The 26,187-nt window shown below is 64.8% G+C and carries 28 protein-coding genes; 12 read left to right on the plus strand and 16 right to left on the minus strand.

Annotated elements, in window-relative coordinates; genetic code table 11:
* Window positions 1-9 precede the first annotated feature (9 nt).
* On the plus strand, window positions 10-489 hold the full coding sequence (locus KSS94_RS15550; RefSeq protein ID WP_217838987.1) for a GNAT family N-acetyltransferase: 480 nt from the start codon (window positions 10-12) through the stop codon (window positions 487-489).
* On the opposite strand, the gene KSS94_RS15555 is transcribed toward KSS94_RS15550, so the two are convergent.
* Entirely contained in the window at window positions 471-908 is a 438-nt protein-coding gene (locus KSS94_RS15555) for a type II secretion system protein N (RefSeq protein ID WP_217838988.1), read from the minus strand. The two genes, KSS94_RS15550 and KSS94_RS15555, sit on opposite strands and share 19 nt — an antisense overlap.
* Before the next feature lie 119 nt (window positions 909-1,027).
* Between KSS94_RS15555 and gspH the strand changes: the two genes are divergently transcribed.
* Both gspH and KSS94_RS15565 read left to right on the plus strand, forming a co-directional pair.
* Window positions 1,028-1,462 carry a type II secretion system minor pseudopilin GspH gene (gspH, locus tag KSS94_RS15560; protein ID WP_217838989.1) on the plus strand — a complete coding sequence of 145 codons (435 nt, stop codon included), beginning with the start codon at window positions 1,028-1,030 and terminating at the stop codon, window positions 1,460-1,462.
* 98 nt (window positions 1,463-1,560) lie between these two features.
* Entirely contained in the window at window positions 1,561-2,208 is a 648-nt protein-coding gene (locus KSS94_RS15565; protein WP_225935902.1) for a type II secretion system protein GspJ, read from the plus strand.
* On the opposite strand, the gene KSS94_RS15570 is transcribed toward KSS94_RS15565, so the two are convergent.
* The 3 genes from KSS94_RS15570 to KSS94_RS15580 are packed head-to-tail and all read right to left on the minus strand — an operon-like array spanning window position 2,201 to window position 4,313.
* Window positions 2,201-3,109 carry a FecR family protein gene (locus KSS94_RS15570; RefSeq protein ID WP_217838991.1) on the minus strand — a complete coding sequence of 303 codons (909 nt, stop codon included), beginning with the start codon at window positions 3,107-3,109 and terminating at the stop codon, window positions 2,201-2,203. The genes KSS94_RS15565 and KSS94_RS15570 overlap by 8 nt on opposite strands.
* A gap of 29 nt (window positions 3,110-3,138) precedes the next feature.
* Window positions 3,139-3,681 carry an RNA polymerase sigma factor gene (locus tag KSS94_RS15575; protein WP_217838992.1) on the minus strand — a complete coding sequence of 181 codons (543 nt, stop codon included), beginning with the start codon at window positions 3,679-3,681 and terminating at the stop codon, window positions 3,139-3,141.
* Window positions 3,678-4,313: an STN domain-containing protein gene (locus KSS94_RS15580; protein ID WP_225935795.1), complete on the minus strand. Its 636-nt coding sequence runs from the start codon at window positions 4,311-4,313 to the stop codon at window positions 3,678-3,680. Before KSS94_RS15580 ends, KSS94_RS15575 begins: the two co-directional genes overlap by 4 nt.
* A 157-nt stretch (window positions 4,314-4,470) precedes the next feature.
* On the opposite strand from KSS94_RS15580, the gene KSS94_RS15585 reads away from it, so the two are divergent.
* From KSS94_RS15585 to KSS94_RS15595, 3 genes are all read left to right on the plus strand, one after another.
* Window positions 4,471-4,785 carry a hypothetical protein gene (locus KSS94_RS15585; RefSeq protein WP_217838993.1) on the plus strand — a complete coding sequence of 105 codons (315 nt, stop codon included), beginning with the start codon at window positions 4,471-4,473 and terminating at the stop codon, window positions 4,783-4,785.
* Between the two features lie 180 nt (window positions 4,786-4,965).
* Window positions 4,966-5,253: a hypothetical protein gene (locus KSS94_RS15590; RefSeq protein ID WP_217838994.1), complete on the plus strand. Its 288-nt coding sequence runs from the start codon at window positions 4,966-4,968 to the stop codon at window positions 5,251-5,253.
* An 87-nt stretch (window positions 5,254-5,340) separates the two neighbouring features.
* Window positions 5,341-5,955: a Yip1 family protein gene (locus KSS94_RS15595; RefSeq protein WP_217838995.1), complete on the plus strand. Its 615-nt coding sequence runs from the start codon at window positions 5,341-5,343 to the stop codon at window positions 5,953-5,955.
* A gap of 16 nt (window positions 5,956-5,971) precedes the next feature.
* On the opposite strand, the gene KSS94_RS15600 is transcribed toward KSS94_RS15595, so the two are convergent.
* Window positions 5,972-6,223, minus strand: coding sequence for a DUF1652 domain-containing protein (locus KSS94_RS15600; protein WP_217838996.1), 252 nt, complete (start codon window positions 6,221-6,223; stop codon window positions 5,972-5,974).
* 262 nt (window positions 6,224-6,485) lie between these two features.
* Between KSS94_RS15600 and KSS94_RS15605 the strand changes: the two genes are divergently transcribed.
* Complete coding sequence (locus KSS94_RS15605) at window positions 6,486-6,716, plus strand: DUF6555 family protein (protein ID WP_217838997.1); 231 nt, start codon at window positions 6,486-6,488, stop codon at window positions 6,714-6,716.
* Between the two features lie 431 nt (window positions 6,717-7,147).
* Here KSS94_RS15605 and pvdQ read toward each other — a convergent pair whose 3' ends face one another.
* A complete protein-coding gene (gene pvdQ / locus KSS94_RS15610) occupies window positions 7,148-9,427 on the minus strand; it encodes a bifunctional acylase PvdQ (RefSeq protein ID WP_437180017.1) in 2,280 nt (759 codons plus the stop codon).
* A 231-nt stretch (window positions 9,428-9,658) separates the two neighbouring features.
* Between pvdQ and KSS94_RS15615 the strand changes: the two genes are divergently transcribed.
* The gene (locus KSS94_RS15615) at window positions 9,659-10,021 is read left to right on the plus strand and encodes a fe2+ zn2+ uptake regulation protein (RefSeq protein WP_217838999.1); all 363 of its coding nucleotides are present in this window, start codon (window positions 9,659-9,661) and stop codon (window positions 10,019-10,021) included.
* A 36-nt stretch (window positions 10,022-10,057) separates the two neighbouring features.
* Here KSS94_RS15615 and KSS94_RS15620 read toward each other — a convergent pair whose 3' ends face one another.
* Entirely contained in the window at window positions 10,058-10,246 is a 189-nt protein-coding gene (locus KSS94_RS15620; RefSeq protein ID WP_217839000.1) for a hypothetical protein, read from the minus strand.
* Between the two features lie 395 nt (window positions 10,247-10,641).
* Here KSS94_RS15620 and KSS94_RS15625 point away from each other — a divergent pair, with 395 nt between their 5' ends.
* The gene (locus KSS94_RS15625; RefSeq protein ID WP_217839001.1) at window positions 10,642-11,022 is read left to right on the plus strand and encodes a Mor transcription activator family protein; all 381 of its coding nucleotides are present in this window, start codon (window positions 10,642-10,644) and stop codon (window positions 11,020-11,022) included.
* Between the two features lie 206 nt (window positions 11,023-11,228).
* On the opposite strand, the gene KSS94_RS15630 is transcribed toward KSS94_RS15625, so the two are convergent.
* The 3 genes from KSS94_RS15630 to KSS94_RS15640 are packed head-to-tail and all read right to left on the minus strand — an operon-like array spanning window position 11,229 to window position 17,336.
* A complete protein-coding gene (locus KSS94_RS15630) occupies window positions 11,229-14,903 on the minus strand; it encodes a translocation/assembly module TamB domain-containing protein (RefSeq protein WP_437179977.1) in 3,675 nt (1,224 codons plus the stop codon).
* On the minus strand, window positions 14,900-16,642 hold the full coding sequence (locus KSS94_RS15635) for an autotransporter assembly complex protein TamA (protein ID WP_217839003.1): 1,743 nt from the start codon (window positions 16,640-16,642) through the stop codon (window positions 14,900-14,902). Before KSS94_RS15635 ends, KSS94_RS15630 begins: the two co-directional genes overlap by 4 nt.
* A 52-nt stretch (window positions 16,643-16,694) precedes the next feature.
* A complete protein-coding gene (locus tag KSS94_RS15640) occupies window positions 16,695-17,336 on the minus strand; it encodes a GNAT family N-acetyltransferase (RefSeq protein WP_217839004.1) in 642 nt (213 codons plus the stop codon).
* A gap of 163 nt (window positions 17,337-17,499) precedes the next feature.
* Between KSS94_RS15640 and xthA the strand changes: the two genes are divergently transcribed.
* Together xthA and KSS94_RS15650 are read left to right on the plus strand one after the other, a co-directional pair.
* Window positions 17,500-18,312: an exodeoxyribonuclease III gene (xthA, locus tag KSS94_RS15645; RefSeq protein WP_217839005.1), complete on the plus strand. Its 813-nt coding sequence runs from the start codon at window positions 17,500-17,502 to the stop codon at window positions 18,310-18,312.
* An 81-nt stretch (window positions 18,313-18,393) separates the two neighbouring features.
* Window positions 18,394-18,711, plus strand: a complete 318-nt coding sequence (locus KSS94_RS15650; protein WP_217839006.1) for a DUF2388 domain-containing protein — start codon at window positions 18,394-18,396, stop codon at window positions 18,709-18,711.
* A 999-nt stretch (window positions 18,712-19,710) separates the two neighbouring features.
* Here KSS94_RS15650 and KSS94_RS15655 read toward each other — a convergent pair.
* Both KSS94_RS15655 and KSS94_RS15660 read right to left on the minus strand, forming a co-directional pair.
* Window positions 19,711-20,871 carry a GGDEF domain-containing protein gene (locus KSS94_RS15655; RefSeq protein ID WP_217839007.1) on the minus strand — a complete coding sequence of 387 codons (1,161 nt, stop codon included), beginning with the start codon at window positions 20,869-20,871 and terminating at the stop codon, window positions 19,711-19,713.
* A 171-nt stretch (window positions 20,872-21,042) separates the two neighbouring features.
* A complete protein-coding gene (locus tag KSS94_RS15660; protein WP_217839008.1) occupies window positions 21,043-21,927 on the minus strand; it encodes a LysR substrate-binding domain-containing protein in 885 nt (294 codons plus the stop codon).
* A gap of 104 nt (window positions 21,928-22,031) precedes the next feature.
* Between KSS94_RS15660 and KSS94_RS15665 the strand changes: the two genes are divergently transcribed.
* Entirely contained in the window at window positions 22,032-22,988 is a 957-nt protein-coding gene (locus KSS94_RS15665) for a DMT family transporter (RefSeq protein WP_217839009.1), read from the plus strand.
* A gap of 170 nt (window positions 22,989-23,158) precedes the next feature.
* On the opposite strand, the gene KSS94_RS15670 is transcribed toward KSS94_RS15665, so the two are convergent.
* From KSS94_RS15670 to KSS94_RS15685, 4 genes are all read right to left on the minus strand, one after another.
* Window positions 23,159-23,878, minus strand: coding sequence for an HvfC family RiPP maturation protein (locus KSS94_RS15670; RefSeq protein WP_217839010.1), 720 nt, complete (start codon window positions 23,876-23,878; stop codon window positions 23,159-23,161).
* A complete protein-coding gene (locus KSS94_RS15675; RefSeq protein ID WP_217839011.1) occupies window positions 23,871-24,704 on the minus strand; it encodes an HvfB family MNIO-type RiPP peptide maturase in 834 nt (277 codons plus the stop codon). The genes KSS94_RS15670 and KSS94_RS15675 overlap by 8 nt, the downstream gene beginning before the upstream one ends.
* A gap of 88 nt (window positions 24,705-24,792) precedes the next feature.
* Window positions 24,793-25,278 carry an HvfA family oxazolone/thioamide-modified RiPP metallophore gene (locus KSS94_RS15680; protein ID WP_217839012.1) on the minus strand — a complete coding sequence of 162 codons (486 nt, stop codon included), beginning with the start codon at window positions 25,276-25,278 and terminating at the stop codon, window positions 24,793-24,795.
* A gap of 167 nt (window positions 25,279-25,445) precedes the next feature.
* On the minus strand, window positions 25,446-26,000 hold the full coding sequence (locus tag KSS94_RS15685; protein WP_217839013.1) for a DUF4174 domain-containing protein: 555 nt from the start codon (window positions 25,998-26,000) through the stop codon (window positions 25,446-25,448).
* Window positions 26,001-26,187 lie beyond the last annotated feature (187 nt).

Below are 26,187 nucleotides of genomic sequence, written 5' to 3' on the forward strand. Positions count from 1 at the left end.
AAGCCCGCCATGAGCCTGATCATCCGCCCTGCCGTGCGCAGCGACGCCACACAGATTCTCACCTTCATCACGGAACTTGCCGACTACGAACGCGCCCGGCATGAGGTAGTGGCTAGCGTCGCCGACATCGAGCACAGCCTGTTCGACGAGGGCAGCACCGTGCACAGCCTGGTCTGCGAGCGTGACGGCGTGGCCATCGGTTTTGCCGTGTATTTCTATAGCTACTCCACCTGGCTGGGGCGCAACGGCATCTACCTCGAAGACCTGTACGTGACGCCGCAACAGCGCGGCGACGGCGCCGGGCGCAGCCTGCTGCGGCACATCGCCCGCGAAGCCGTGGCCAACGGTTGCGGGCGCCTGGAATGGAGCGTGCTGGACTGGAACGAGCCGGCCATCGGCTTCTACCAGTCGCTGGGCGCCGAGGCCCAGGACGAGTGGGTGCGCTACCGCCTGGACGGCGAGCGCCTGCGTCAGTTCGCCGAGGGCTGAGGCGGCTCGCCCCAGAACCCGGCCTGGGCCAGCACCGGCACTTCGATGCGGCTGCGCTGGCCGCCGCGTTCGATCAACAAGCCCTGGCCCTCGATGGCCACCAGGCGCACGCCACGGGCCAGCTCCTCGCCACTGCGTACTGCGCGCGCCGGGCCGCCGTCGAGGCTGACAATGGCCACCGCGCCCTGGCTGCCGGCCATGACCCCGCTGACGGTGATCTGCGCCTGGGATGGCAGGTCGGCAAACCAGCGCCCGGCAGCGCTGTCGACGGGCACTTCGAGCACTGTGCCCGGCGCATCGGCCACCACCGTCGACCTTGGCCACAGCACGCTGGCAAACGTGGCCAGGCCCGCAACGACGGCCAGCAAGCCCAGGCCCTGCAACAGCTGGCCGGATGAAACCCTGAAACGCTCGAACATTGCGCTCACCTGCTCCTTGGACACCAGGCCCCGAGCATAGCGAGCAATTCTCACGATTTTGTTTCACACGCCGATCATCTTGCCCGGGCAAGCTGTCTGGCAAGAAAAGGAGCAGCCCTGTGAATGGACAACACGGTTTCACCCTGATCGAGCTGATGGTGGTGCTGGTGATCGTCGGCATCGCCAGCGCCGCCATCAGCCTGAACATCCGCCCAGACCCGGCCAAGCCGTTGCGCAGTGATGCTGAACGCCTGGCGCAACTGCTTGAGCTGGCGCAAAGCGAGGCACAGGCCGAAGGCCAGGCGTTGCACTGGCAAAGCGACGGCGAGGGCTACCGCTTCGTGCGTGCCGATGGCCAGGTGGTGCAGGACGGGCCGCTCAGGCCCAGGCGCTGGCAAGCCGAAGGGATCAAGGTGCAAACCGAGCCCAAGGGGGCAATCTGGCTGGAGGGGGAATGGGTGAGCGAGCCGCTGCGTTTGCGCCTGCGCAGTGGCCCGGCAATGGTTCAGGTCAGCCGAAGCGCTGCAGGGCGGGTGCGGGTGAGCCAGCCATGAATGATTGGACTGCATGCGCCCCCTGTAGGAGCCGGCGTGCCGGCGATCACCGGCATGGCCGGTACCATCCACACACGTCCTTCGCCTGTTCTGGCCTCATCGCCGGCAAGCCGGCTCCTACAAGGGAGCGGCGCCAGTCGGGCCCTGGCCCGGCTGGCCGGCAACAGGGCTTCACCCTGATCGAAGTGATGATCGCCATCCTGCTGATGGCGGTGGTCAGCCTGATTGCCTGGCGCGGGCTGGACAGCGTCAGCCGTGCCGACCGCCATGTACGCCAGGCCCACGATGACAACCAGTCAGTACTGAGGGTGTTCCAGCAGTTGCAGCGCGACCTGGCCCTGCGCGCCAGCCTGGAATTGCTCGAGCCACCGCTGCCCGGCCGTGAAGCCCCGGGCAAACCGCTGCTGCCGGCGGTGCGCGCCCGCGCCGACCGGCTGGAGCTGGTGCGCAGCGGCGCCATACCCGGCAGCGGGTTGCAGCGGGTGCGCTGGTACCTGCAGGGCGGCACCTTGTATCGCGCCACGGCCCCTGCCCAGGACCACTACCCATTGCCAGCCCCCAAGGGCGCAGTAGCAGTACTGGAAAACGTCACGGCATTCAGCCTGCGCGACTGGCAGGCCAAGGGCGGCTGGCAATCACCTGCCGGCGAAGCCCGCGACAACCCCATGGGGCTGGAGGTGCGCCTGACCTGGCGCGGCCCCCAGGGCGACGAGCGCTACCGCCAGGTGCTCGGCCCGTTCAACTGACCAAAACCACCCCGCCAGGCAACTCCAGGCAGCGGGCGCCATAGGCGGCGCGAATCAACGCTGCGGCTTCGGGCAACTGCTCGAAACTGAAGCGCGCCTGTACCCGGCGCCGGCCCAGGGTCGGGTTCAGCAGCACCAGACGCCCAGGGCGGTAGCGGTTGATCTCGTCAATCACCTGTGCCAGCGGCGCATCACGGAACACCAGCATGCGCTCGCGCCAGGCCATCACCTGGCCTGCGTCGAACCGCTCCGGGGTGCCCAGCCCTTGGGCGCCATAGCGCAATTGCTGGCCGGCCGGCAGCACCGCGTCCTGGCCTTGGGTGGCGATACGCAACTCACCGCTAAGGCAAGTGACGCACACCGCATCATCCAGCTCGCGCACATTGAACCGCGCCTGGGCAGCGCTGATCAGCCCCTGCCTTGCGCGCACCTGCACGGCCTGGCTGGCCTGCACTTCGATCTCGCCGCTGAGCAGCGCAAGGGCCTGGCCTTCACGACCCACCCGCGTGCGCACGTTCAGCTCCAGGTCAATGCCTGGCGCCAGCAGAATGCTGCGCTGCTCGCCCTGCTCGGTCGCGAAGGCCACCTCGGCTGTATCCGGCGCCTCCAGCAGCCCGCCGCGCCACACCACGAACGCGGCAGATGCCGCCACCGCGCCGCCCAACAGTGCCCGACGGCTCAGGCGCGGCATCGGTACCACCTGGCTGGCCTGGCGCGCCGCCGGGCCCAGCAGATGCCACAGCTCGCGCGCCTGGGCAAAGGCCTCGGCATGCGCCGGGCTGCGCGCGCACCACTGGCGCAGGGCGTTGGCATCGGCCTGGGTGGCCTGGCCGGAAGTCAGCCGCACCAGCCAGTCCTGGGCCTGGCGCTGCAGTTCGCTGTCGGGGGAAATCTGGGGCATGGCGTTCACACGAAAAAGTCGACTATTGATCAAGACGGTTTTCCCGCCCCCGGACCGAACCGCTGGAACACTTTTCTTTCAAGGCGCATCGCACAATGCCCCAACGCCGCCTTGAGTTCTTTTTCCACCGTGCGCGTGGAAATACCGAAACGCTGCGAGATTTCCTGGTGCGAAGCCTCTTCCAGGCGTGCGGCGATGAAGATTCGCCGGCGCCGTGCCGGCAGCTCGTAAAGTGCCCCCAGCAGGTTCTGGATTTCACGCTGGCCGCCGACGATGCGCGCAGGGTCCTGGTCCTCGGCCACCTGCAGCAGGCTTTCGATCTCGGCACCGGTGAGCAGGCGCGCGTCGGCCTCGCGGCGGTCGGCGGCGACATTCAGGGCCATGCGGTACAGGTAGGCACCGGGCTTGTGCACCTCGTGCACGCCCTCCATGCGATCGACCCGCAGGTAGGTTTCCTGCAGTACATCGTTGGCCAGGTCGTCCGAACCAAGCCGGCGCTTCAGGCGCACCCTGAAGGCGTCGTAGTGGCTCAGAAACAGCTTGACCAGCGCACTGTCCCGAGGTTTGTTCATGCCGCCGCAGCTCCTTGCGAAAGTGGGCAATCCATAGGTACCGGGCGCAGCAGCAGGGTGACCGGCTGCGCCAGGGATGACGGCGGTGCCCGGTCCAGGCGCACCGCTCGCAAACGCTCGACCACGGCCGTATCGCGGGCGTAGTCGCCGGTCGTGGCCAGCAGGCGGCTCTGCACCAGCTGGCCACGGGCATCGATCCACACCTGCAGGGCCGCGCGGTAACTGCCGGGGCGGGTCTGCGCCGAAGCGCACAGGGCACGCTCCACGGCCTGTTGCAACGCCTGGGCGTAGCTGCCGCCCGGCACGCCGTGTTCACGGTTTTGCGGCGGCTGCCCGTGCAACTGCAATGGCTGCAGGGTGAAACCGCCCTTGCCGCTGTAACGCGCCTCCAGGCCAGTACCCTGCAACAGCCGCTGCAACCCTTCACGGGCCAGGTAACGCCCCTGCACCGGGCTTGAACGCACGCCGCCCAACAGCGCCTGATCCACCAGCACCGCCAGGCCGCTCTGCCGGCCGAAACTGTCCAGGGCCTGGCCCAACGGCTGGGCCGGAATGTCCAACGCCAGCAGCGGCTGGGCACGCAGCGGCATCAACCAGAGCAATAGCAGGCCTGCCAGCAGGTATGCACGCACGGATAGGCGCCTCCTTGCCAGTGCCGGTGCCAGGGAATCGCCATCCTGCGGCCTGTGTATGACGCTGTGGTGACAGCGCACGGCAACCAAAGCTTCACCCCGACACATGTCGACGCCGGCTAGACTCGCCCGAGGATTCCCTACGAGATACCCGATCATGGAGCGACTTAAACTGGCCACCCTGCCCTTGCTACTGGCCTGTGCCTGCCCGGTACTGGCCGAACAAGGCCAGGCCCGCGAAGGCTGTATCGACGTGCAGGTCGGTCAGTACCGGGCGCTGGCCTACGACTGCCTCACCCAGCAGTTGCAGGGCGACAACGCACAGGCCACCAAGGGTCTGCAACAGCGGCTCGACCCGGTGCAGCAGTTGCACAAGCGCTCGCCCAGCCAGCTGGGGCTGGCCACGCCGGCGGCTACGTCCAATCGCATGGGCAGCAATTTCGGGCGCTCGGCGAAGCCGCAGCGGCCGTAGCGCAGGGCCAATTGAGGTTGCGTGTAAGGGCCTTATCGCCGGCAAGCCGGCTCCTGCAGGGGGGTGGGCAAGCCAGGGAAATGCCGTGGATGAAACCCGATGAAATAATCTGAACACTTCCTTCGGTCAGGCTTCCAACATTTGATGCCCGCCATCATTTCGTCAGGAGCCAGCCGCCCCATGAAAATGTCCTGCCGCGCCCCCAACGCCTGCCTGCAACTGGACTACGTCCGCGACACTCTTTTTGGTCCCGTCGCCTTGAGTGTCGAATGCCAGGCCCAACTCGCCGCCCTCAACTTGCAAGGCCGCCCAGCCCTGCGCCTGCACATTTGCCCGCCGCTGCCCGACAAGGTCGAGCGCGCCCACAGCGTGGCCTTTACCTGGGATGGCCGCAGCTACCACGGCGTGGTGCGCGACCAGGGCAAGTGCGGTGACGGCGGGCTGAACCTACTGGTGGAACTGCAATAAGCCGATCAGCGGCGCCAAACCCGGCTGAACCCCGCAGAACCCGGGCGTCTCCATAACTACAGGGCACATAGCCTGGAGGAGAACGCCATGAACAGCCCGTTGCTCAAGCTCTTCACCCACCCGGACGACGCCTGGATCGACATCCGCCGCGCCGAGGAGGACCACCCGCAACAGTATTTGCCGCGCCTGCTGCTGATGGCGTTGGTGCCCGCTGTGTGCCTGTTCATCGGCACCAGCACTTTCGGCTGGAGCCTGGCGGCCGAGGAGCGCGTACGCCTGGGGATGGCCAGCGCCGTGCAACTGGCCGGCCTGTTGTATGCCACCACGGTGGTGGGGGTGATGTTGATGGGGGTGATGATCCGCTGGATGTCGCGGGGATTCGACGTGCAACCGAGCCTGAACCAGTGCATCGGCTTTGCCGCCTATTGCGCCACACCGTGGTTCGCCGCAGGCGTGGTTGGCCTGGTGCCGATGCGCTGGCTGGCAGTGGTGGCGCTGCTGGGGGCATCGGCTTACGCGAGTGTACTGCTGTACGGCGGGCTGCAGACTTTTTTGCGGCTACGCAAGGAACAGGCGATGTTGTTCGCGACCTGCGTGTGGGGGGTGGGCCTGCTGCTGCTGGTGACCATCCTGGTGGCGATGATCCTGTTCTGGTCCAACGGACTGATACCGCAATACGTGCGCCCGGCCAGCCTGGGCTGACCGGACGACACCTAAGTCAGGCAATGGCCTTGAGCGGCTGTGCGGGTGCCTGGCGCTGGGCCTTGAGCTGCGCCACCAGCCCCACCAGGTCACGGCAACTGTTCAGGTTTGCCACCGCCACGTCAGTCACGGTCAGTACATCGTCTGCCTGGCCCAGGCGGATGGTCAGGTGTTCACCGTCCGTGCAACTCACCTCGCAGCGATCCGGCAGGCAGGCCTGCTCGATCATCTGCCGCATCTCCAGCATCGAAACGCCTATCAACGACATGGTACGACCTCTCTGGATGGCCCTGTTGTCGGTTGTACCCTCGGTGGGCAGTCCGTTCCCCGAGGCACCGGTATGGCGCAAGATCATCTAGCACCTTAGTGGAAGAACCCGGCGCTGCCGCGATTGTTCGATCGGTGACGGGGGTGGGCCGACCAGCGGTTGGAACTTGACCGCTCATCCACCGTCTTCTCGTGTTTTTTGAAACTTTCTCGGGGATGGGGGGTTCCCACGTTCAGGGATGGGCTGCGAACCGAGACGGGTGATGATCGACGCCAAACTGTATGTGATCGAGTATCTGCTGCATGGCGAGCGCAAGTCGTTCATCGTCCGTGCCGAGCGGATGGACAATGCCGAGGCCTGGCACTGGGCCAGTTGTGATGCGGGGGTGGGGAGGATTGGGCGCTATGGGCGTGAGCACATTCGCAAGGTCAGCAGGCCCATGGCGGAGCGGTTTGGGATTGGGGAGGTGAGTTGGCGGCAGTCGGGGGGGTGAGGTGTTCGGGTTCGGGCTCGGAGTTCAGGGTGATTGCTTTGGGAGATGTATGCGCATTCGTTGACGATGAGCGCTTTTCGTCACCTTTCCGCCCTTACGGCGGGTTACTTTGGACGGCCAAAGTAACCAAAGCCGCCTGCTCCCATCATCCGGCCCCCTACGCTGCGCTTCGGGGGTTCCCTCGCTCCGGGCTTGCTCCGGAGGTACGCGCCGACGGGCCGTCCCTGGCCCGATCGGCGCTCGACCGGCATCCATGCCGGTCGCCCTCCTACGCAATCCCTACGCTCGGCCTCCTGAAGTCGCGATTTGTGTTGCCTGAACTACCGCGCGCTTAGAGGCAAGATCAACAGCCAGATCAAGAGCCAGATCAAGAGCTGGCTGGCCGAATGGCTGGCTGGTTGATTTGTTAGTGATTTGCGTTGTTTACGGCATCATTGCTTGCTGGCGATCGCCGCACCGTCCCGTTCCCGGATCACCACCGCGCGATACTCAGGGTCTGCCTTGATCTGCGCCTCGGTGAACGGAATGGCGGTCAGCTTTCCGGCAGCAAAGGCCTTGGTCTGGTCGGATGCATGGCCGGAGGCCGCCTCGCTGGACAGCGAGAACGCCAGTATCCCTTCAGCTTTTGGCCCCTGATCGGTGAAGGTCACCACCTGCAGGTAGCTCGAGCCACTGACCACCAGGCGCTTGCCTGGCGCCACCGGCACGCTGATCATCGCGTTGTATACCCCCAGCTCCTGCGCCCCGCCCGGCACCGGCACACCGTTTTTTGCCAGTTGCACCTGCCCCCAGCGCACGTCAGCGGCCAGCCCGTCCTTTTTCACCTGCTCGATCGAGGCCAGTGCCGCTTCGCGCAACAGCTTGCGCACCGCCGCCTGCTCCACCGCCAGACCACGCGGGGTATGCAGCGGGTCGGCCGGGTCGAACGCCACCCGCCAGATTTCGGGATGCTGCTGCAGCACGGCGGCCATGTTCTGGAAATGCACCAGGCCAATGCCCGCGTCCAGGCCAGCCTTGCCGTTCCAGGCCTTCAGGTTGGCGCACAGCGACTGCAGGTCGGCGTCGACGCCCTGGCACCATTGCAGCAGGTCCGGGCGCAGCAGGCTGGCCAGGTACACCTCGTCGTCGAACACCATACGTTGCAGGTCATCTGCACTGACTTTGCCATTGCCTGCCAGACGCTGCAGGGCAAAGCGGCTGCGCATGCCCAGCGGCTGCCCGGCACGGCTGACCAGCGGCGAGAAACCGGTCAGCGGCGCAGCCGGGTTGGCCAGCCAGGCCGAGTCGTTGGAGTGTTGCACGTAGTCGGTGCGCTCAAGGCTTGGCAGCAGCCCTATCGGGAAGATGCCCGGCTGGGCAGCCTGCGGGTCGACCTTCCATTGGCAGGCGCTGCGCGAGCCATCCAGCACCACCAGCGGGCCGGCCTGCTGCGGATTGCCACATTGCCCGAGCAGGGCCTCGTCCACATAGGGCACCACCGACTGGTTCAGGTACAGCGCATGGCCAGCCTCATCCACGGCCACGGTGTTGACCCACGGCACGCCCTGCAACTGGGCCACCGAATCCTTCAGTGCTTGCAGGCTGCCTGCGCGGTTGATCTGGTACCACTGCTGCAGGACCCGGGTGTTGTCCAGGTTGGCATCACGCAAGCTGTAGGCGGCCTGGTTATCCCAGTCCAGGCGACCGGGCCATTGCACCACGGGCCCGAACTTCGACAGGTACAGGGAGCGCTCAACGGTTTGCAAGGTGCCATCCTCGCCCTTCACGGCGACGCTGACCTTGTACGGCGTCAATGGCAGGGACTGCCCGTCGAACAGGTAGCGGGTCGGGTCTTTCGGGTCCAGCTGCAGGCGGTAGAGGGTGAAATGATTGGACTTGTCGACGGTATGAGTCCATGCCAGATGGCGGTTGAAACCGATGTTGACCACCGGCAACCCCGGCAGCGCAGCCCCCATCACATCCAGTTGGCCCGGGATGGTCAGTTGCATCTGATAAAAACGCATGCCCCCTATCCAGGGGAAATGCGGGTTGGCCAGCAGCATACCGCGCCCCGTGGCCGAGCGCTGCGCTCCAACTGCCACCGCGTTGCTGCCGCGTGACTGGGCGAACTGCTGCTGACGGGCCAGGGCCTGGCCGTAGTCGACCGTTGGGCGTTGCGCAGCCAGCTTGGGTGGGGTTGCAGCGACCACCGCCTCGGCGAACTGGCCGACACCGCCTTCGGCCAGCAGGCGCCGGGTCAGCTTGACCAGGTCCAGGCTGGTGATCGGCCTGACCCAATCACCATCGCCACACTCGGCAGGCAAGCCTTGGGCACGGCGCTCGCCCAGCGCACGGTTGTAGCCACTGGCATAGCCTTCCAGCAGGTCACGCACGGCAGCAGGTTGCGCCTGCAGGAAGGCGCTGGTTGCAGTGGGGTTGTTGAGCCAGGTGAAGAACAGGTCACTGGCCAGGTTGTCGCGCTGATCCGGAGTCTTGCCGGCCGCCCCCAAATAGCGGGAGCGCTCGCCGTTCACCGTGAGCACTTCGTTGGCCAGCAGGCACAGGTTGTCCTGGGCGTAGGCGTAACCGATGCCGTAGCCCAGGCCACGTTCATCCTTGGCCAGGATGTGTGGCGTACCGAAGCTGGTGCGGCGGATCTGCGCCGATGCATCGCCGGCTTCGCCCGCCTGGCAGGCCAGGCTCGCAGTGGCCAGCACTGTGGTGAGGCCCAGGCGAAATACAGCACGTTTTGAAAAGGTCACAGGCACTCCTCGTGCAAATCGGGGGTCATCCCGATCAAACGATTGGCCAGATGAAAATTTTACGTCCCTCGCCCACCTGCGACGTCTTCAACTGCACACACCCTTTTTTTTTCAACCAGGGCTGCAGATTTGCCGTTTTCATTCGTCTTATCTAGTGAGGCACCCATGATTTCGGGACAGTCCACGAAAAGGAGCATTCACATGTATCACCCGCAACCCCTGCTGCAGACACCGCCAAGGCCGGCGGCCACGCCCAGTGAAGAGACCGGGCGCGTGGGCAACGAACAGATCCGCGAGCTGCTGCGCACCTTCGGCCTGCGCACCAGCCTGATCCGCCTGAAAGTCATCGACACCCTGCATGCGGCCGATCTCAACGGGCGCAGTATCGGTGTGCGCGGCGTGCATGCGCAGCTTGAACAGCTGGATATCCCGCTGTCGTTCCTGAGCGTGCGTGAGGTGCTCAAGCGCCTGTGCGCCGAAGGCGTGATCAACCTGGGCAGTGACAAATGCTACAGCCTCAACCCGCAAGCCCGGGCCGTCCTCGAACAAGCCGCTGCACGCTGAGCGCTTGGCCGGCCACTCGCTGCCGGCCCATGCCCGTCAGGGCTTGACCTTGCGCCGCAAGATCCCGTTGATCACCACCACGATCACCGCAATGGCGATGGCGAAATACTGGAATGTCTGCTCGCTGATGGTGCCCTGCTTCTGCAGGTGGCTCAGGCCGAGCATCAGGCCCAGCACCACCAGGATGATCAGGATCGAATATTTGAGGCGCTGCACGTGTGTCATCGGGGTTTCCTTGCTGCATCTTTGACTTTGGGGCTGCTTCGAGCCGGCGCCATGATACCTCGCTGCCGTTCCCCTCGCTGACTTTCCTGCCACCCACCATGCCGGGGCACACCTGCATGGAGAGCCTCCAAGGTAATGCACCCATTGCGCCATCATGGAACACCTTCTACGGGGGCTCTCCGGGCCCGTGTTGCTTGCCGCGAGGCCATTTCCTACAAGGGCTGAAAAAAATCCCTGCGAGCAACAGGCTGTTAAGGCTACAACCCCCGGTCCGTATCGCGCCTAGCGACACTTTCTACTGCTGTTCGAAAATCGAGCCGAGCCACTGCCTGAGTGGCAGTCAGATGCGAACCGCAGCCCGGTGCGCTTCTCCTCCAGAAAGAAGGAAGCCTCGTATGGAAATGCCTGACCTGAGCAACATCGATATCAGCCAACTGCCGCATTCGCTGCAATCGCTGATTGAATGCATTGGCCTGGAAAACGCTTACCACCTGGCCTGCGCCTTCGGCGGCCGCCCCAAGTACATCCCCAAACACCGTGAGCGCACCAAGCTCGCCGACGTACTGCCAGCCGACGCCCTGGATGCGCTGATCAAGCGCTATGCGGGCATGGCACTGGAGATTCCCAAGGCCGACCACTTCCAGCGCCAGTTGCGCAACCAGCAAATTCAGAAAGAGAGCGCCAATGGGCTATCGCGTAGCTTGCTGGCCGACAAGTATGGCTTGAGCCTGCGCCAGATCGGCAATATCCGGCGGCTGGAGTGCCCGGCTCGTTGAGGGTGGTGACACCACGACGGTTTTTGCAGCGTAGGGCTCGGGGCTTGCCAGGGGGCGACTTGCCGGCAATTGCTGAGCCCCGCGCAAGGGCAACTGGCGCTTAGCTGCGCCAGTGCAGGCGGCGCCCCTGGCCTTGCGACTTCAGGGGCCGAATGCAGGGACTGTGCAGGCAGCTGACGGGCCTGAAGGCCCGCCGCCGCACAGGTTCAGAAATCACGTTTGTAGAAGATGTCCAGCGAACTGGCCAACCCGCTGGCAGCCTCCAGGTATACCTTGCGGCTGAGCTTGTAGCGCAACGCAATGGTGTTGGCCGGCTCGAACACCCCCACCCCGTAACGCAAACTCAGACGCTCCGTGAGGTTACCGCTGGCCACCACACTGGTGCTGTTACCCGAGCCCTGGGTATCGAGCTGGAAGTCATCGATACCCAGGTTCGATGCAAGGCTGCCAGTCAGCCCAGCACTGCCAGCCAGGCCCAACCCCAGGGCGGCTTCGGCCAACATGTTGCTGTCTTCACCCGAGGCCCCCAGCGGCCGGCCCATGACCAGGTAGGACAACGCCTGCTCCTGGCTCATGGCGGGCTCCGAAAACACCTTGGTAGTGGGTTGCTCGGCATTGCCGCTCAGGCGGATGCCGGCAGTTACGTCATCCACCTGGCGGATCGCCTCGATATCCAGGTAGGGCTGGTCGATGGGACCGGCAAACAGCAGCCGCGCACGGCGGATGGTCAGGCGCTGGCCGTAGGCACGGTAACGGCCGTCGGCCAGGCTCAGCTCACCACGGGTATCGAGGTTGTCGCCAATATGTACATGCCCGAGCAGGTTGGCCGTCAGGCCAAAGCCGCTGAACGACAGTTTCTCCCGCCCTACCTCGACATCGATGTCCATGGCCACCGCCATGGCTGGCTTGCCCTCCTCGGTCTGCTGACCAACGATCACGGTGTCGTCAGAGACCTTGACCGTCGAGGGCGGCAACTCGCGCACCACGATCTTGCCCTTGGGCACCAGCACCTTGCCGGTGACTGCCAGCCTGTCGTCCTGCAAACGGATCACCAGGTCGGGCTCCACCTCCAGGGTGGCGTAGGGCTCGACAGTAACGGGTAACTGCTGCCCTTGCAGACGCAAGTCCATTGCCAGTGCCAGGCCCCAGGTCAGGCTCCCGGCCAACTGCCCTTGGCCGGCGTCGCCGCTTCGCCAGTTACCTGCAAGCTGCACCCGTTCCCCGTCGATCTGCGCCTGAACAGCCAGTTGCTGCACGCTCACCGGCAGTTCGGCACCGCTGACCTCACCGCCACTGAGGGCGAGGTTACCGCTGACCTGGGGCGCCATCAGGCTGCCCGACAGCCGGCCGCTACCGTTGAGCTGGCCAGCCAGGCGCTCGACCATCGGCAGAAACGGCCGGGCGATGGACAGGTCCAGCCCGGCCAGGCGGAAATCACCCGACAGCGGCTTGTTGCGGCCCAGTGGGTCCAGGCGGGTGTTCAAGGCCAGCTCGCCCAGGCGCTCGCCGCGAAAGTCCAGGCGGGTGTCGACTCGGCGCGGCGCGAGCATGCTGTCCAGGCGCAGCACCTGATAAGGGAAGTCGACCCAGCGACCGTTGTCACGTACCCGCAGCGTGCCACCGCCGGCATCGATACGGATGCTGCCCTTGGGCCCGCTGGCTGGGATATCCAGGTTGACGTCGGCATTGAGCAGGCCCTGCCAGGCGAAGTCCTTGGGCAGCCAGTGCGCCAGGCTGTCCAGCGGGAACTGCTTGAGGTGATAGCGCAGGCGCGGCTCGGGGGCCAGGCGCTGGTCCTCACCACACAGGCTGGCCTGCCCTGAGCGCCAGCAATGGGCACCGAAGTCCAATTGACCGCTGGCCAGACGCTGCAGCTTTGCCGGCGCCTGCAACTGCCAGTCCTGGCCACCGGCCTGGATGCGCCCGCTGGCCAGGCGACCGCGCCAGTCACCTTTACCCAGCGTGCCGTCCGCGGCCAGGTCGAGTTTCAGCTGCGGGCCATTCAGCGCCAGGGTTGCCGTCTGCTGACGGATATCGCCCTTGCCCTGCACGCTGAGTTCGCCCAACGCGGTGTTCCCCAGGCGAATGCCACTGGCGTCGAGCTTGAGCTGACCGCGCTGGGCGCTGTCCAGGCGTGCCTCCAGGGCCAGGCGCTGCAGCCGGTTTTCGGCTTGGGCCAGTTGCTGGCCTTGCAAGGTCAGCGTGCCCTGCGGCGCGGCAAGTGTGCCGGCCAGGTCCAGGCGGCCTTTGGCCTGGCCTTGCAGGCCCGGCCATAGCTGGCCGAGGCGCGGCAGGTCGAGGTCGATGCGCCCGGCCAGGCGCTGCTGCAGGCTGGCACTGCCATTGAGGCGATTGTCGCCCAGTTGCACAGCCAGGCTGCCCAGGGTCCAGTTATCACCCGCACCGTCGGCATCCACCTTGAGCATGGCCGGCTGGCCGCGCAAGCGGCCTTTCAGGTCGAGCTGCGCCTTGAGCCGCAGTTGCTCGTTCTTCAGTTCACCCTGGCTGCGCAAGGGCCCGGCCAAGGTGCCAGGCAGCTCGGCCAGCCAATAGGCCGGATCCAGTGCCGACAGTTGCAGGTCGACATCCCAGGCCAGAGTGCCGGCAAAACGCAGCGCCACGCTGCCGGCGGCCTTGCCCTGCCCTGCGGTCAATGCCAACTGCGGCAGGCGCACCTGGGTGAGGTCACCGTCGAACGGGCTAGCCAGCTTGAATGCGCCGGCCGGGCCGTCGAGGTCACCGTCAAAGGTGCCGCTGTAATTGCCATCGCGGTATTTAACCTGCGCGGCGAAGCGCTTGAGCACCACCTGCGGCGGCGTCTGCAAGGGGTACAGGCGCAGCCAGGGGAAGTCCAGCCAGTCGGCCGTGACCTCGGCGCTCAGGCCCTGTTGCCAGTCGGCGCTGGCTTGCAGCTTCAGGCGCTGGGTGTCGCTGGCGGTCAGATCCAGGGCGTCCAGACGCGCGCCTTTGGCATCTACCTTGCCTGCCAGTTGCAGCGCGACCGGCCCTTGTTCTGCAGGCAGCGATGCGTTGCCGGACAACCGGTAGCCTGCGGCCAGGTCGCCTTGGGCGTCCAGCTGCAACTGGTTCAACTGCAGGGTGTCTGGCAGGCTCGCCGCCGGCTTGAACGCCTCTGAGCGGATGCTCAGCTTCGCCGGCAGGTGCTGAGCCAACGCCTGCACTTCACCGTTGAGCCGCGCCGCCAGGTAACCACTGCTGGTGGCGTCCAGTACCAGGGTCTTCTGCAGCTCGCCCTTGAGGGCCAGCGCCAGCTGCCAGGCCTGGCCATCCACTTCGGGCAGTTGCAACGAGCCTTGCAGTTGCAATGGCCAATCACCCTGGGGTTGCAGTTCGCCTTGCAGGCTCAGTTGCAAATCGTCCCGGCGCAGTTGCAGGCTGTCCACCCGCAGGCCCGTCGCCGTCCAGTGCGCCGCCAGTTGCAAGTCGCCCAGCAGGTCGCTGCCGTCCAGGCGCAATTGCCCGACCTTGACCTCGCCCAGCTCGATGGCCAGCGGCAGCTTGATGGCCGGCAGGCTGAACGGAGTGTTATCCGCTGGCTGCTCGCCGGGCGCAAAAGCCATATCGATGCGGGTGGCCTGCAACCGGTCGATGCACAAGGCGCCACGCAGCAGGCAGGCGGGCGACCAGCTCAATTGCGGCGCCTCGAGCGCCACCTGATCATCGCCGCTGCGCCAGTGCAACTGGCTGGCCTGCCAATGGCCACCCAGGCGTCCACTGAAATCGCTTACTTCAAGCCCGGGCACCAGCCCCAGGGCCCAGCGGCTGCCCGCCTGACTACCCAACACCCAGGCCAGCGCCAGGGAGATGAACAGCAGCAACACGCTCAGGCCGAGCAGGGTCGATTTGAACACACGCATCACAGCTCGGGCCCCATGGAAAAGTGCAAACGCAAACCACCGTCATCGTCCAGTGCCCGGGCCAGGTCCAGGCGCAGCGGCCCCACCGGCGAAACCCAGCGCACGCCTATACCGACGCCGGTCTTGAGGCTGGGCAGTTCCAACGAGTTGAACGAGTTGCCTTGGTCGATGAAGGTCGCCACGCGCCATTTTTCGGCAACCGAGTACTGGTACTCGGCGCTGCCGGCCACCAGGTAGCGACCGCCGATCTTGTCGCCCTTGTTGTTTTCCGGTGACAGCGACTGGTAGTCGTAGCCGCGCACGCTCTGGTCGCCACCGGCAAAGAAGCGCAGCGACGGCGGAATATTCTGCTGGTAGCCATTGGTGGCGCTGCCGCCAAACTGCACACGGCCCAGCAAACGGTGACGCTCGCCCAGCGTGGTCAGGCCCTTGAGCAGCACGTTGCCATGGATCAGGTTGGTGTCCGAACCCAGGCCCTCCTTGGCCGCCTGCAGGTCGAACTGCAGGCGGTAGCCATGGTGCGGGTCGATACGGTTGTCGCTGCGCAGGTAGCTGAAGCTCACCCCCGGCATCAGCAGGTTGCTCAGCCCCGAGTCATCGCCCAGGCGGTACTCCTCGCGCTGGTACTTGAGCGAGATCACCCGCTGCCAGCCACTGGGCAGCTTGCTATGCCATTCGGGGCCCACGGTCAGCAGCTTGCTCAGCGTGTCAGTGCCGGCGATGTCCTCGTTCTGGTAGCCACCGGCAAAACGCAGTTTGTCGGTCAATGGCGGGTCCAGCGGAATGTCGTACCAAAGGCCGACGTTCTGCCGCGGGGCCGACAACTCGGTCTCCCAACCATAACTGTGGCCTTGGGCGTTCACCCAGTGGCGGGTCCAGTTGGCCTTGGCCCGCGGCCCCACGTCCGTGGAAAAGCCCAGGCCCAGGCCCATGGTACGCGGCTTGCGGGTGTCCAGTTGGACCTCGACCGGGATCTCCTGCGCCACTGCGGCGGTCGGTGCGGCATCCACGCGCACACCTTCGAAATAACCGCTCGATTGCAAGTCGTTGTTCAGCTCGGCGATCAGTTCCGAGTCGTAGGGGGTGCCAGGCTTGAACTGCACCATGCGCTGCAACAGGTCGTCGTCCAGCGGCGTGTCGCCAGCGAACCTGACCGCGCCCAAGGTGTAACGCGGACCGCTCTGGTAGACCAGCTCGATATCGGCGACACCGGCACGCGGGTCAACCGCCAGGCGCTGGCGCTCGAAACGCCCAGTGAAGAAGCCATAGCGCGAGGCCTGGTTCTGGATAAGCCGCTTGGCATCTTCGTAAAGGCCGTGGTTGAGCGGCTCGCCAGGGCGCAGGGCACGGCTGTCGGGTATGCGGAAAGCCTTGAGTTCGCTGGCCGGCCCTTCGATGCGCACGGTGACGTTGCGCAGGCGCACCGGCTCGCCGGGTTCGACCCGGATCACCAGTTGCGGCGCCTTGCCCGCCTCGGGCGGCGGGTTTACCTGGGTTTCGATATGCGCCTGGTAGTAGCCCAGTGCCTGGACAGCCTTGCGCGCCTGCTCCTCGGCGCCACGGCTGAAGCGCTGCAAGGCGTCTTCGTCGCGCTCACCCAAGCTGCCGATGTAGTTTTCGATATTGCCCTTGAGCGCCTTGTTGGCGGGTTTGACCCGCACCAGCAGTTCACTCTGGGCCCATGCCATGGAGCTGGCGGCCAGTAATAGCAGGCCCCAGCCAAGTCGTCCTGTGTACGTCATGCGGGGCATGCTACCAGAGCGAAGCGGCCAAGGGGGCCGCTGGAACCTGCGGTCACACTGATGTCGCCGAGGATGACAAGGTGTTGGGATAAAACAAGATACGTTCCCGGACTGGCCCTATTGCCACTTCGCCGATTTCTTCGTAGCCCAGGCGCCGGTAGAACGCCAGATAGTGTTCATTGCCGGTGTCCAGCACCACGCCTTGGGTACCCGGGATTTCGCCGCACCAGTCGTGCACGGCCTGCAACAGCTGCTCGCCCAGGTGCCGGCCCTGGAACTGCGGGTGTACCCCGAGCAGCGGCAGCACATGCACTTGCCCGCCGGGCAGGCAACTGGCAAGCGCTGCCTGGTAGTCCAGGTAGCGCCGGGTGCAGCGTAAACCGGTACCAAGAACCATGCGCAGGCGCCAGGCCCAACTGTCGGCCACCCCAAGCCGGCGCAACGGCGGCGCAATCAGCGCCACACCCGCCAGGCGGTCTTCCACCAGCACGCCGATGGCGGGCAACTGCAGGTAGAAATGCTGGCGCAGCCACTCGCGGATCACCACCCGCAGGCGCCGTTCATAGCCTGGGCGCTGGGCGTCGAACAGCCAGGCGTAGGTCGGATCATGCCGGTAGGCGTGAAAAAGCAACGAGCGCGCTTCACGGGCATAGCCTTCGTCGAGCTGGCAGATACAGGCCGGTGCATCGGGCATGGCGGGCAGTCCTCCTGGAATGGGCATACAGTGCCTTGGAGGTGTCAGGCCACGCAGGGTTCACCTCAAACAGCACGTTAGCAGCGCCCACCCAGGCCTGCCATGCTGGCCGCGACGGCCGATGTCGGCTAGCATCCGTGGCTTTTACCAGGAATGCCTTTCCATGAAAGTCGTCTCTTTCAACATCAACGGCCTGCGCGCCCGCCCGCACCAGTTGGCGGCACTGATCGACAAGCACCAGCCGGACGTGATCGGCCTGCAGGAAACCAAGGTCAGCGACGACCAGTTCCCCCTCGCCGATGTGCAGACACTGGGCTACCACGTGCACTACCACGGGCAGAAAGGCCACTACGGCGTCGCCCTGCTCTCGCGCCAGGCGCCGCTGGAGATTCACAAGGGTTTCAGCACCGATGAAGAAGATGCCCAGCGGCGCTTCATCTGGGGCACCTTCGCCGACGCCAACGGCACCCCGATCACCGTGATGAACGGTTACTTCCCGCAAGGCGAGAGCCGCGACCACCCCACCAAGTTCCCGGCCAAGCAGCGCTTTTACGCCGACCTGCAGGCCCTGCTGGAAAGCCGCTTCAAGAACGATCAGCCATTGCTGGTGATGGGCGATGTGAATATTTCACCGCAAGATTGCGACATCGGCATCGGCGCCGACAACGCCAAGCGCTGGCTGAAGACCGGCAAGTGCAGCTTCTTGCCCGAAGAGCGTGAATGGATGGAGCGCCTCAAAGGCTGGGGCCTGGTGGACAGCTTCCGCCACCTGCACCCGGAAGTGGCCGACCGTTTCAGCTGGTTCGACTACCGCAGCCGGGGCTTCGAGGACGAGCCCAAGCGCGGCCTGCGCATCGACCTGATCATGGCCTCGCAAGGGCTGCTGCCACGGGTCAAGGCCGCTGGCGTGGATTACGAACTGCGCGGCATGGAAAAACCTTCGGACCATGCACCGATCTGGCTGGAACTAAGCTGAGCATGGAACTCAAGGGCCGGCACGCTGCTCCAATCATCATGCAGTAGTTCCCTTGGGCAATACCCTACCGGAGGTCACACCATGCGCCACTTACTGCTCGTTCCGTCGTTGCTGCTCCTGCTCCCGGCCGGTGCCGCGCTGGCTCGTGTCGATGCCGGTGACGTTGCCACATCGGCAGGTGTTTCAGCTTCGCTGTACTCAACCTTCAAGGACGACAAACGGGTCATCCCCGCCCGTGATGAACTGAGCGCATTCGTTGCCAGTGGCGGGGCCATCCGGGGCGTCTACCTGGAGTCGGCGCTGGAACAGGCACGTCAGGCCAACCCTGGCATGCAGGTCAGCGATGAGGAGCTGGCCAGGGCGCTGCTGTCGCAGGATGACCCGGTGGCTGGGCGCTGATTGCCAGGCGTTAACCCGTGTTTTCTTGGGCGTGCTGTGTCTGAGGTTGTTTGCGGGCAGGTTTGGTGAACACCCGTCACGGCATGCTTGAGCGGGCGTCAGATTTATCCTCGGGCTCGGGCTCGGGGCTTATGGTGATTGCTTTGGGAGATATAGGCGCATTCATTGACGATGAGCGCTTTTCGTCACCTTTCCGCCCTTACGGCGGGTTACTTTTTTTCTTGGAAAAAAGTAACCAAAAACCGCCTGCTCCTATCATCCGGCCCCCTACGCTGCGCTTCGGGGGTTCCCTCGCTCCGGGCTTGCTCCGGAGGTACGCGCCGACGGGCCGTCCCTGGCCCGATCGGCGCTCGACCGGCATCCATGCCGGTCGCCCTCCTACGCAACCCCTACGCTCGGCCTCCTGAAGTCGCGATTTGTGTTGCCTGGGCTATTGCGCGCTTAGAAGCAAGATCAAGAGCCAGATCAAGAGCTGGGATGTTGGTTTGATTGTTGTTGATGTGTTGTTTGTTCTGACGCCATCGCCGGCAAGCCGGCTCCTACAGGGTTACGCGTTATTCAAATTGACGCGTTCCACTGTAGGAGCCGGCTTGCCGGCGATTGCGATCCTGAGTTCCCACAACTGCAACTAGCGACCGAGCTGCGTACTTACAGGCGCCGCCCCTAACTTCGCGACTTCAGGAGGCAGAACGCAGGGATTGCGTAGGGGGGCGACCGGCATGGATGCCGGTCGAGCGCCGATCGGGCCAGGGACGGCCCGTCGGCGCGTACCCCCGGAGCAAGCCCGGAGTGAGGGAACCCCGGAGCGTAGCGCAGGGGCCGGATGAATGGAGCGAGGATTTTTTGCTTACTTTTTGATCCCTCAAAAAGTAAGCCGCCGTAAGGGCGGAAAGGTGAATCAGCGTCACTACAAATAATGAATGCGCATATAACTTCCAAAACCAACAACCAACAACCAACTACCAACTACCAACTACCAAGCCAAAAGCAAAAAACACCTCAGGCAGTACTACGCGACCCATCCACCAGCTGCAGACTATTACGCCCACTACGCTTGGACGCATATAGCAGCACATCCCCCTGCTCCAACAGCGCCGCCAAGCTAGCCGGCGGCCGGTCGAACAGGTTGGCGCCAATGCTCAAGGTCACCGCCTGGGGCGTGGCGCAGGTTTGCGCCGCCGCATGCTGGAACTGCTGGCGCAAAGCCGCGGCCAACGCCTCGATCTGCCCACGCGAAGCACCGCCCAAAAGAATCACGAACTCATCGCCCCCCAGGCGCGCAGCAATCGCCCGTTCCGGCAGCAATGCGCGGATCATCTCGCTCAAGGCAACCAGCAGCCGATCACCCGCGGCGTGGCCGTGGTAATCGTTGACCAGCTTGAAGTGGTCGATATCGATCAGCAGCAAAGCCCCCGGGTTACCCGCTGCCACCGTCGCAAACACATGCGGCGCCCGCACTTCCAGCGCGCGGCGGTTGTACAACGCCGTCAGTGGGTCACGGGCAGCCAGGCGCTCGATGCGCTCCTCACGGCGGTTGCGCACCGTGCCGGTCATCGACAGGGCAATCAACATGATCGCCATGGCACCCTCCACCAGCGACACCTGGATGATCAGGCCACGGAACGCAGCCAGGTCGATCAGCGTGCCAGAAACCAGCGCCGGCAAGGTCTTGCACAGGTAGAACAACCCATGCAGCAGCAAGATGACACGCAACTGCGCAGCCCCGACACCCAGCGACTTGCCGTGGGGCCGCAACAGCCAACTGGCCTGCAAGGTGAACAATGCAATCAGCAACGATTGCACCACCAAGAGGGTTTTCGACCACAACGGCCAGCCCGGCAACAGCAGCATGCCGAGCCATATCGGAACCGCCAGCAACCAGGCCCGTGACAAACGCGTTTCGGTAAACCGCGCCACCCCCAGCAGGAACAGCCAGTGGGCGGTTATCAAGCCGCCGTTGGCGAACCAGATACCAATGAACAGGTAGCCGCTGCTGCGCAGCAGTGCCAGGGAAGAGCCGATGCTGATAATGGCGAAACCGAGGCTCCAGCACAGCAGCGAAGACTCGCGCACGCTGCGCCATTCGACGGCCAGGTACAGAGCGGAAGCGGCCGCCAGGGCGATGGTGAGGGTAAGGAGGGTGGACGCGTCGAACGCCATGGAAAAAGCTGCCTGTATCTTTTGGTGCGAACAATGATTGTAAGCGCTGAAGGGGAATTTGCGCCGGGCACAGTGATATCCATATGATGGCATTTTAAATGCGCACCACCCCATGCGAATAGCCCGAGGCGACAGTCTACCGGGGAATACCAGCAAATCCACCGACCCGCCTCACTGCCCGGACAGGAAGCCCACCAATTGCCGACCATGGGAGCTCAACGCCTCCCAGCCACGAAAACAGATGCGCAGCTCCAGCGTGGCCCAGCGCTCATCCAACGTGACCCGGCGTACCGCCAGCTCCTGCTCGGCACGCAGCGCGGCGGTCTCAGGCAGCATGGCGATGCCGGCGCGCTGCCCCACCAACTGGGCAATGGCCTCGAAACTGGGTGCGCGCACGCGCACCTTCAGCGGCATGGCCAGGTTCATCGCCAACTCCTCGACGAAACGCTGCATGGCCCGCTCGTAGGGCAGGCAGACGAAGGCATGGCCCAAGGCATCGACCAGGCGCATTTGCCCGCGCCCGGCCAGGGCATGATCGGTCGGCACTAGCAAAACCAAGCGCTCGGTGCGAAACGGCAACGACACCAGGCCGTTATCGATCAGGTTGCCGTCGTACACGCCGATCTCACAATCGCCGGCCAGCACCACCCGCAGCACATCGACGCTTTTGTGCTCCACCAGTTGCAGGTCGACTTCGGGGTAATCCGCCAGGAACGGCCCGAGTACCGCCGGCAGCAGCGTACTGTTGGTCACCGTGGACGCCGCCAGGTGCAAGGTAATGCGGCGCTGGCCGGCCAGCTCCTTGAGCGTGTCCTGCAGTTTTTGCGACTCACTGAGCACCCCACGCGCCGACTCCAGTACCAGCCGCCCGGCCGGGGTAAGTTGCATGCCATCGGCCCTACGGGTGAACAGAGTCAGGCCACAGCGCTGCTCGAACAGGCGCAGCCGGGTGCTGGCCGCCGATACCGCCACCGGAAAGGTGGCGGCGGCCTTGCTCAGGCTGCCAGTAGCGGCGATGGCAGCCAGCAGGCGCAGGTCGGGCAGGTCGAAATGCATCAAAGGGCTTCTCCAAATCAGAACGCCATATTCGATAAAAAGCGATTCTAGCGGCTTGGCGTTCTGCGCAGAATAAGCCACGTTCATCTTGTTACGGATCGACCATGACCGCCCTGCCCGCCCCGCTCCGCCGCGCCCTCGCCAATGGCAGCTTGTATGCCGTGCTGGCAGCACTGGGTTTCAGCTTCAAGGCCATCTTCGTCAAGCTCGCCTATGCCGCTGGCCCGGTGGACGCCATCAGCCTGCTGGCGCTGCGCATGGTGCTGTCGCTGCCGCTGTTCCTGTGGCTGGTATGGGCCAGCCGCAGCCAGGGTGACGCGCCACTGACCCTGGGCGATGGCCTGCGGGTGGCGGTGCTGGGTTTGTTCGGCTACTACCTGGCCAGCCTGTTCGACTTTTATGGTTTGCAGTACATCAGTGCCGGGCTCGAGCGGCTGATCCTGTTCACCTACCCGACCCTGGTGCTGATCATCCAGGCCGTGGTGCAGCGCGAGCGCCCCACCCTGCGTACGCTGGCGGCCATGGGCCTGTGCTACCTGGGACTGGGCATCGCTTTTGTTCATGACATCAGCGTGGCCAGCGTGGGCAGCCAGGTGCTGGCAGGCTCACTGTGGGTGTTCGCCAGTGCGGTGACCTACGCGCTGTACTACTCGGGCACCGGCATGATGCTCAAGCGCATGGGCTCGATGCGCCTGGCCGGGCTGTGCGGTACGGCGTCTTCACTGATGGTGCTGGCCCATTACCTGCTGGTGGCGGATGTAGCGCCCCTGCTGCAACTGCCCAGCGCAGTGTGGTGGAACGCGGGGCTGATGGCCCTGTTCTCGACGGTGCTGCCGATTTACTGGGTGGCGCTGGCGATCCAGCGCATGGGGCCGACCCATACGGCGGCGGTGGGTAACCTGGGGCCAGTACTGACGGTACTGGCATCGTGGGCGATTCTCAGCGAGGAGATTTCGCTGTACCAGGTGGTCGGGCTGGTGCTGGTGCTGGTTGCCGTGTCGCGCTTGAAACCGGCCAAAAAGGCTGAGGGGCAGCTCGAAGGGGAGCGGACAACGGCGTGAGCGTGAGCCTGGCAGCGTGGGAGCATCGGCTTTGTGCCGGCTGTACCGGCCTCATCGCCGGCAAGCCGGCGCCTACATCGATCGCATCAGCTTCAGGCATATGTTGCACCTGTAGAAGCCGGCTTGCCGGCGATGAGGCCGGTACAGCCAGCACAAGACAACGGCCCCACCTACCGATCACTGACATGGCGGGTACCGACGATAATCCCCTGCCTGCGCAAATCCTCCAGCAGCGCCAGCCCCTGGCACTGCACTTCATCCTTGCCCAGCGCCCGCAAGCGCTCGCGCCCGTTGCCAGGCAGGCCCACCAGCAACTGCCAGGCCAGCGGCGTGATGCGCGCAAAGCGCACCTGCAGGCCAGCGTCGCGGTAGACCAGCAGCAAGGTCGGGGCCTCGGGCGGTGCTTCAGGTTGATAGTCCGGCCCGATACGCTCCACCGGCCAACGGTAGGCCAGCACCCTGGTCACGCACGACAGCAACGGCTCGCCATCCAGCAGGTCGCCCGCCGGGTCGTGGGCCGGGTCCTGGGCGTCGCTCAGATACAGTTGCGCTTCTATCCATTCGTAATGCGCCAGTTCAAGCTGCCACGGTGCATCGAGTTCTATGCCTTGCAGGTAGTCGATGAACGTCTCGGCCAACTCGGTGAACAGCGGGGTCTGGCTGCGATAGCTGGCGTAAAAATCATGTACCCGCGCGTGCCAGCGCTGCTCCCCCAAGGTGCGCCGTAGCACCGGGAAACTGCCGGCCAGCAGGCCTTCGATGGCGCCGTAGAACAACTCGCGATAAACCTTCAAGCGCCGCGCCTCGATGCCGGGGGGCGGTGGGTTGGCGGCCGGGTTGCGCAAATGCCGGGCAAAGGTGAACTGCTGTTCGCGCAGGGTCTCAGGCATGGCAAGGCACTCCATGGCGGGTTTGCAGGGCGCGGATATGCGCAGTTTCTGCCAGCAGTTCGGCCAGCGGCGGGTAGTTGAAATCACGCTCGAGCACCGTGGGCCGCACACCGAAACGCCGGCATGCCTGCGCGTACAGCGCCCATACGGCGTCCTTGACCGGGGCGCCATGGGTGTCGACTTTCAGGTCTGGCGCTTCGTCATAGTGCCCGGCCACATGCATGCCAGCCACCCGTTCCTGGGGCAATGCCTGCAGGAATGCTGCAGCGTCGTAGCCGTGGTTGCAGGCATTGACGAACACATTGTTGACGTCCAGCAGCAGGTCACAATCGGCTTCATCGAGCACCGCGCGGATGAACGCCAACTCGCTCATGGCCTGGTAAGGCGCGGCGTAGTAGCTGATGTTTTCCACCGCGATGCGCCGGCCAAGCAGGTCCTGGGCCTGGCGAATACGCGTTGCAACATGCTGTACGGCTTCGTCGGTGAAGGGGATCGGCATCAGGTCGTAAAGGTGGCCATCGTCGCTGCAGTAGCTCAGGTGCTCGCTGTACAGACTCACCTGATAGCGGTCGAGAAACTGCCGGGTGCGGACCAGCAGGGTCTGGTCCAGTGGTGCGGTGCCGCCCAGAGACAGCGACAGGCCATGGCAACTGAGGGCGAAGCGCTCGGCCAGTTGCCCGAGCGCCTGGCCGTAGGCACCCCCAACGCCGATCCAGTTTTCCGGGGCGCATTCGAGAAAGTCCAGGGTACCCGGCTCCAGGGCCAGCAGTTCGGGCAGCAGGCCGCGGCGCAGGCCGAGCCCTGTGTTAAGGGGGGATGGGGTCATGGGGAATGCTCCGTCAGGGCACAGGCCGCATCGCCGGGCAAGCTCGCACCCGCGGTGACGGGGTTGCGAGCGTGCCCGGCGACCGGGCTCAGTTGCTCAGGTGGCTGAACAGCCCGGCAGGCATTGGTTTGCCATTGGCCTTGTAGACCGCCGCCAGGTGGTCATGGGCCTCCTGCTCGGAAATGTAGCCGTCGTGGTTGCTGTCGATCTTGTCGAAGTCGCCAGCGCGGTCCTTGGCCACGGCGAGGAACTCCTCCCGCGAGACCTTGCCGTCGTGGTTGGTGTCGGTACGCGAGAACGAGGCATCGCCACACTTGCCCTCACCGCATTTGCCTTCGCCGCCCGCCTTGCCACTGGCGCCACATTTACCCTCACCACACTTGCCTTCGGCCTGGGTGGCCTTGCCACTGGCACCACACTTGCCTTCGCCGCACTTGCCCTCGCCTGTGGTCTTGGCGGCCGCCAACTGGTAGCCCTGGCTCAAAGGCTCGACCGCAAAAGCACTGTTGCCCAGCAGCATGCCGCCGAACAGGGTGGCGCCGAGCAGGCCGAGAGTCTTGTTGGAAGTTTTCATGGTGTCGCTCCACTTGGGTTGAAAGTGGAGCCATTGAGCCGTGGCGGTGTGTCGTGGGTGTATCGCGGCGGGCGGGGTTTTGTATGCAAGCTGGTCGTTGCGACAGGCAGATACAGTGGGATACACGAAGCGGCCTTTGCCCGAGGCAAAGGCCGCAGCAGACGGGCTCAGTCATCCAGCGGCTTGGGCGGTGCCGCAGGTTTGGCCGGTTTGGCCGGCTTGCTGTCCTTGGCCTTGGGTTCGGCAGGCGCCGCAGCCACCGGCTCAGGCGCGCTGACCGCCTGCTCGCTTGCCGGCAGTTCATCCACCGCCTTGAAGATCACCTGCGGGTCGAGCTTGCTACCGCTGTCATCGTCCTTGAGCACGTGGCGTTCGCCATCCTTGCCCACCAGGATCACCTTGGTGCCCTTGCTGGCGCCCAGCTTGAGCTCGCGGATCAGGGCCATGGTGGTCTGCTGCTCGAGGTTCTTGTCTTCGCGCTTGCCCATCATCTGCGCCACGCTGTACAGCACCAGCCCACGCTGCTTGAAACCGGCCTGGGTGGCCGGGTCCTTGAGGGCGTCTTCCAGGCCGCGCAGGGTCGGGTCGGCACTGCTAGGCGCGATCACCACCAGCGGCCGTGCCTTGCCCAGCTCCTTGGCCAGGGGCGCATCGCTGTCGGCGGCAAGCAAGGGGCCGGCGAAGGCGAACAGGGTGGCGAGGGTCAGTGACCTGACGAGCATGGGCATCTCCTTGTCGATTCTCAAGACTACGGACTTGTGCGAAAAGTCCGGCACGCGAGCCTAAACCAATGGGCCAGGCCGATACTGCGCGCAAAGGTAACTTGCGGTGTCCAGACCAAGGCTGGGCGTGGCTAGCTTGAGCATAGCCCAAGCCTTTGATGGCAATGGCCGGCGGCACATTGCCATC

This window comes from Pseudomonas fakonensis (assembly GCF_019139895.1).
Lineage (GTDB): Bacteria > Pseudomonadota > Gammaproteobacteria > Pseudomonadales > Pseudomonadaceae > Aquipseudomonas > Aquipseudomonas fakonensis.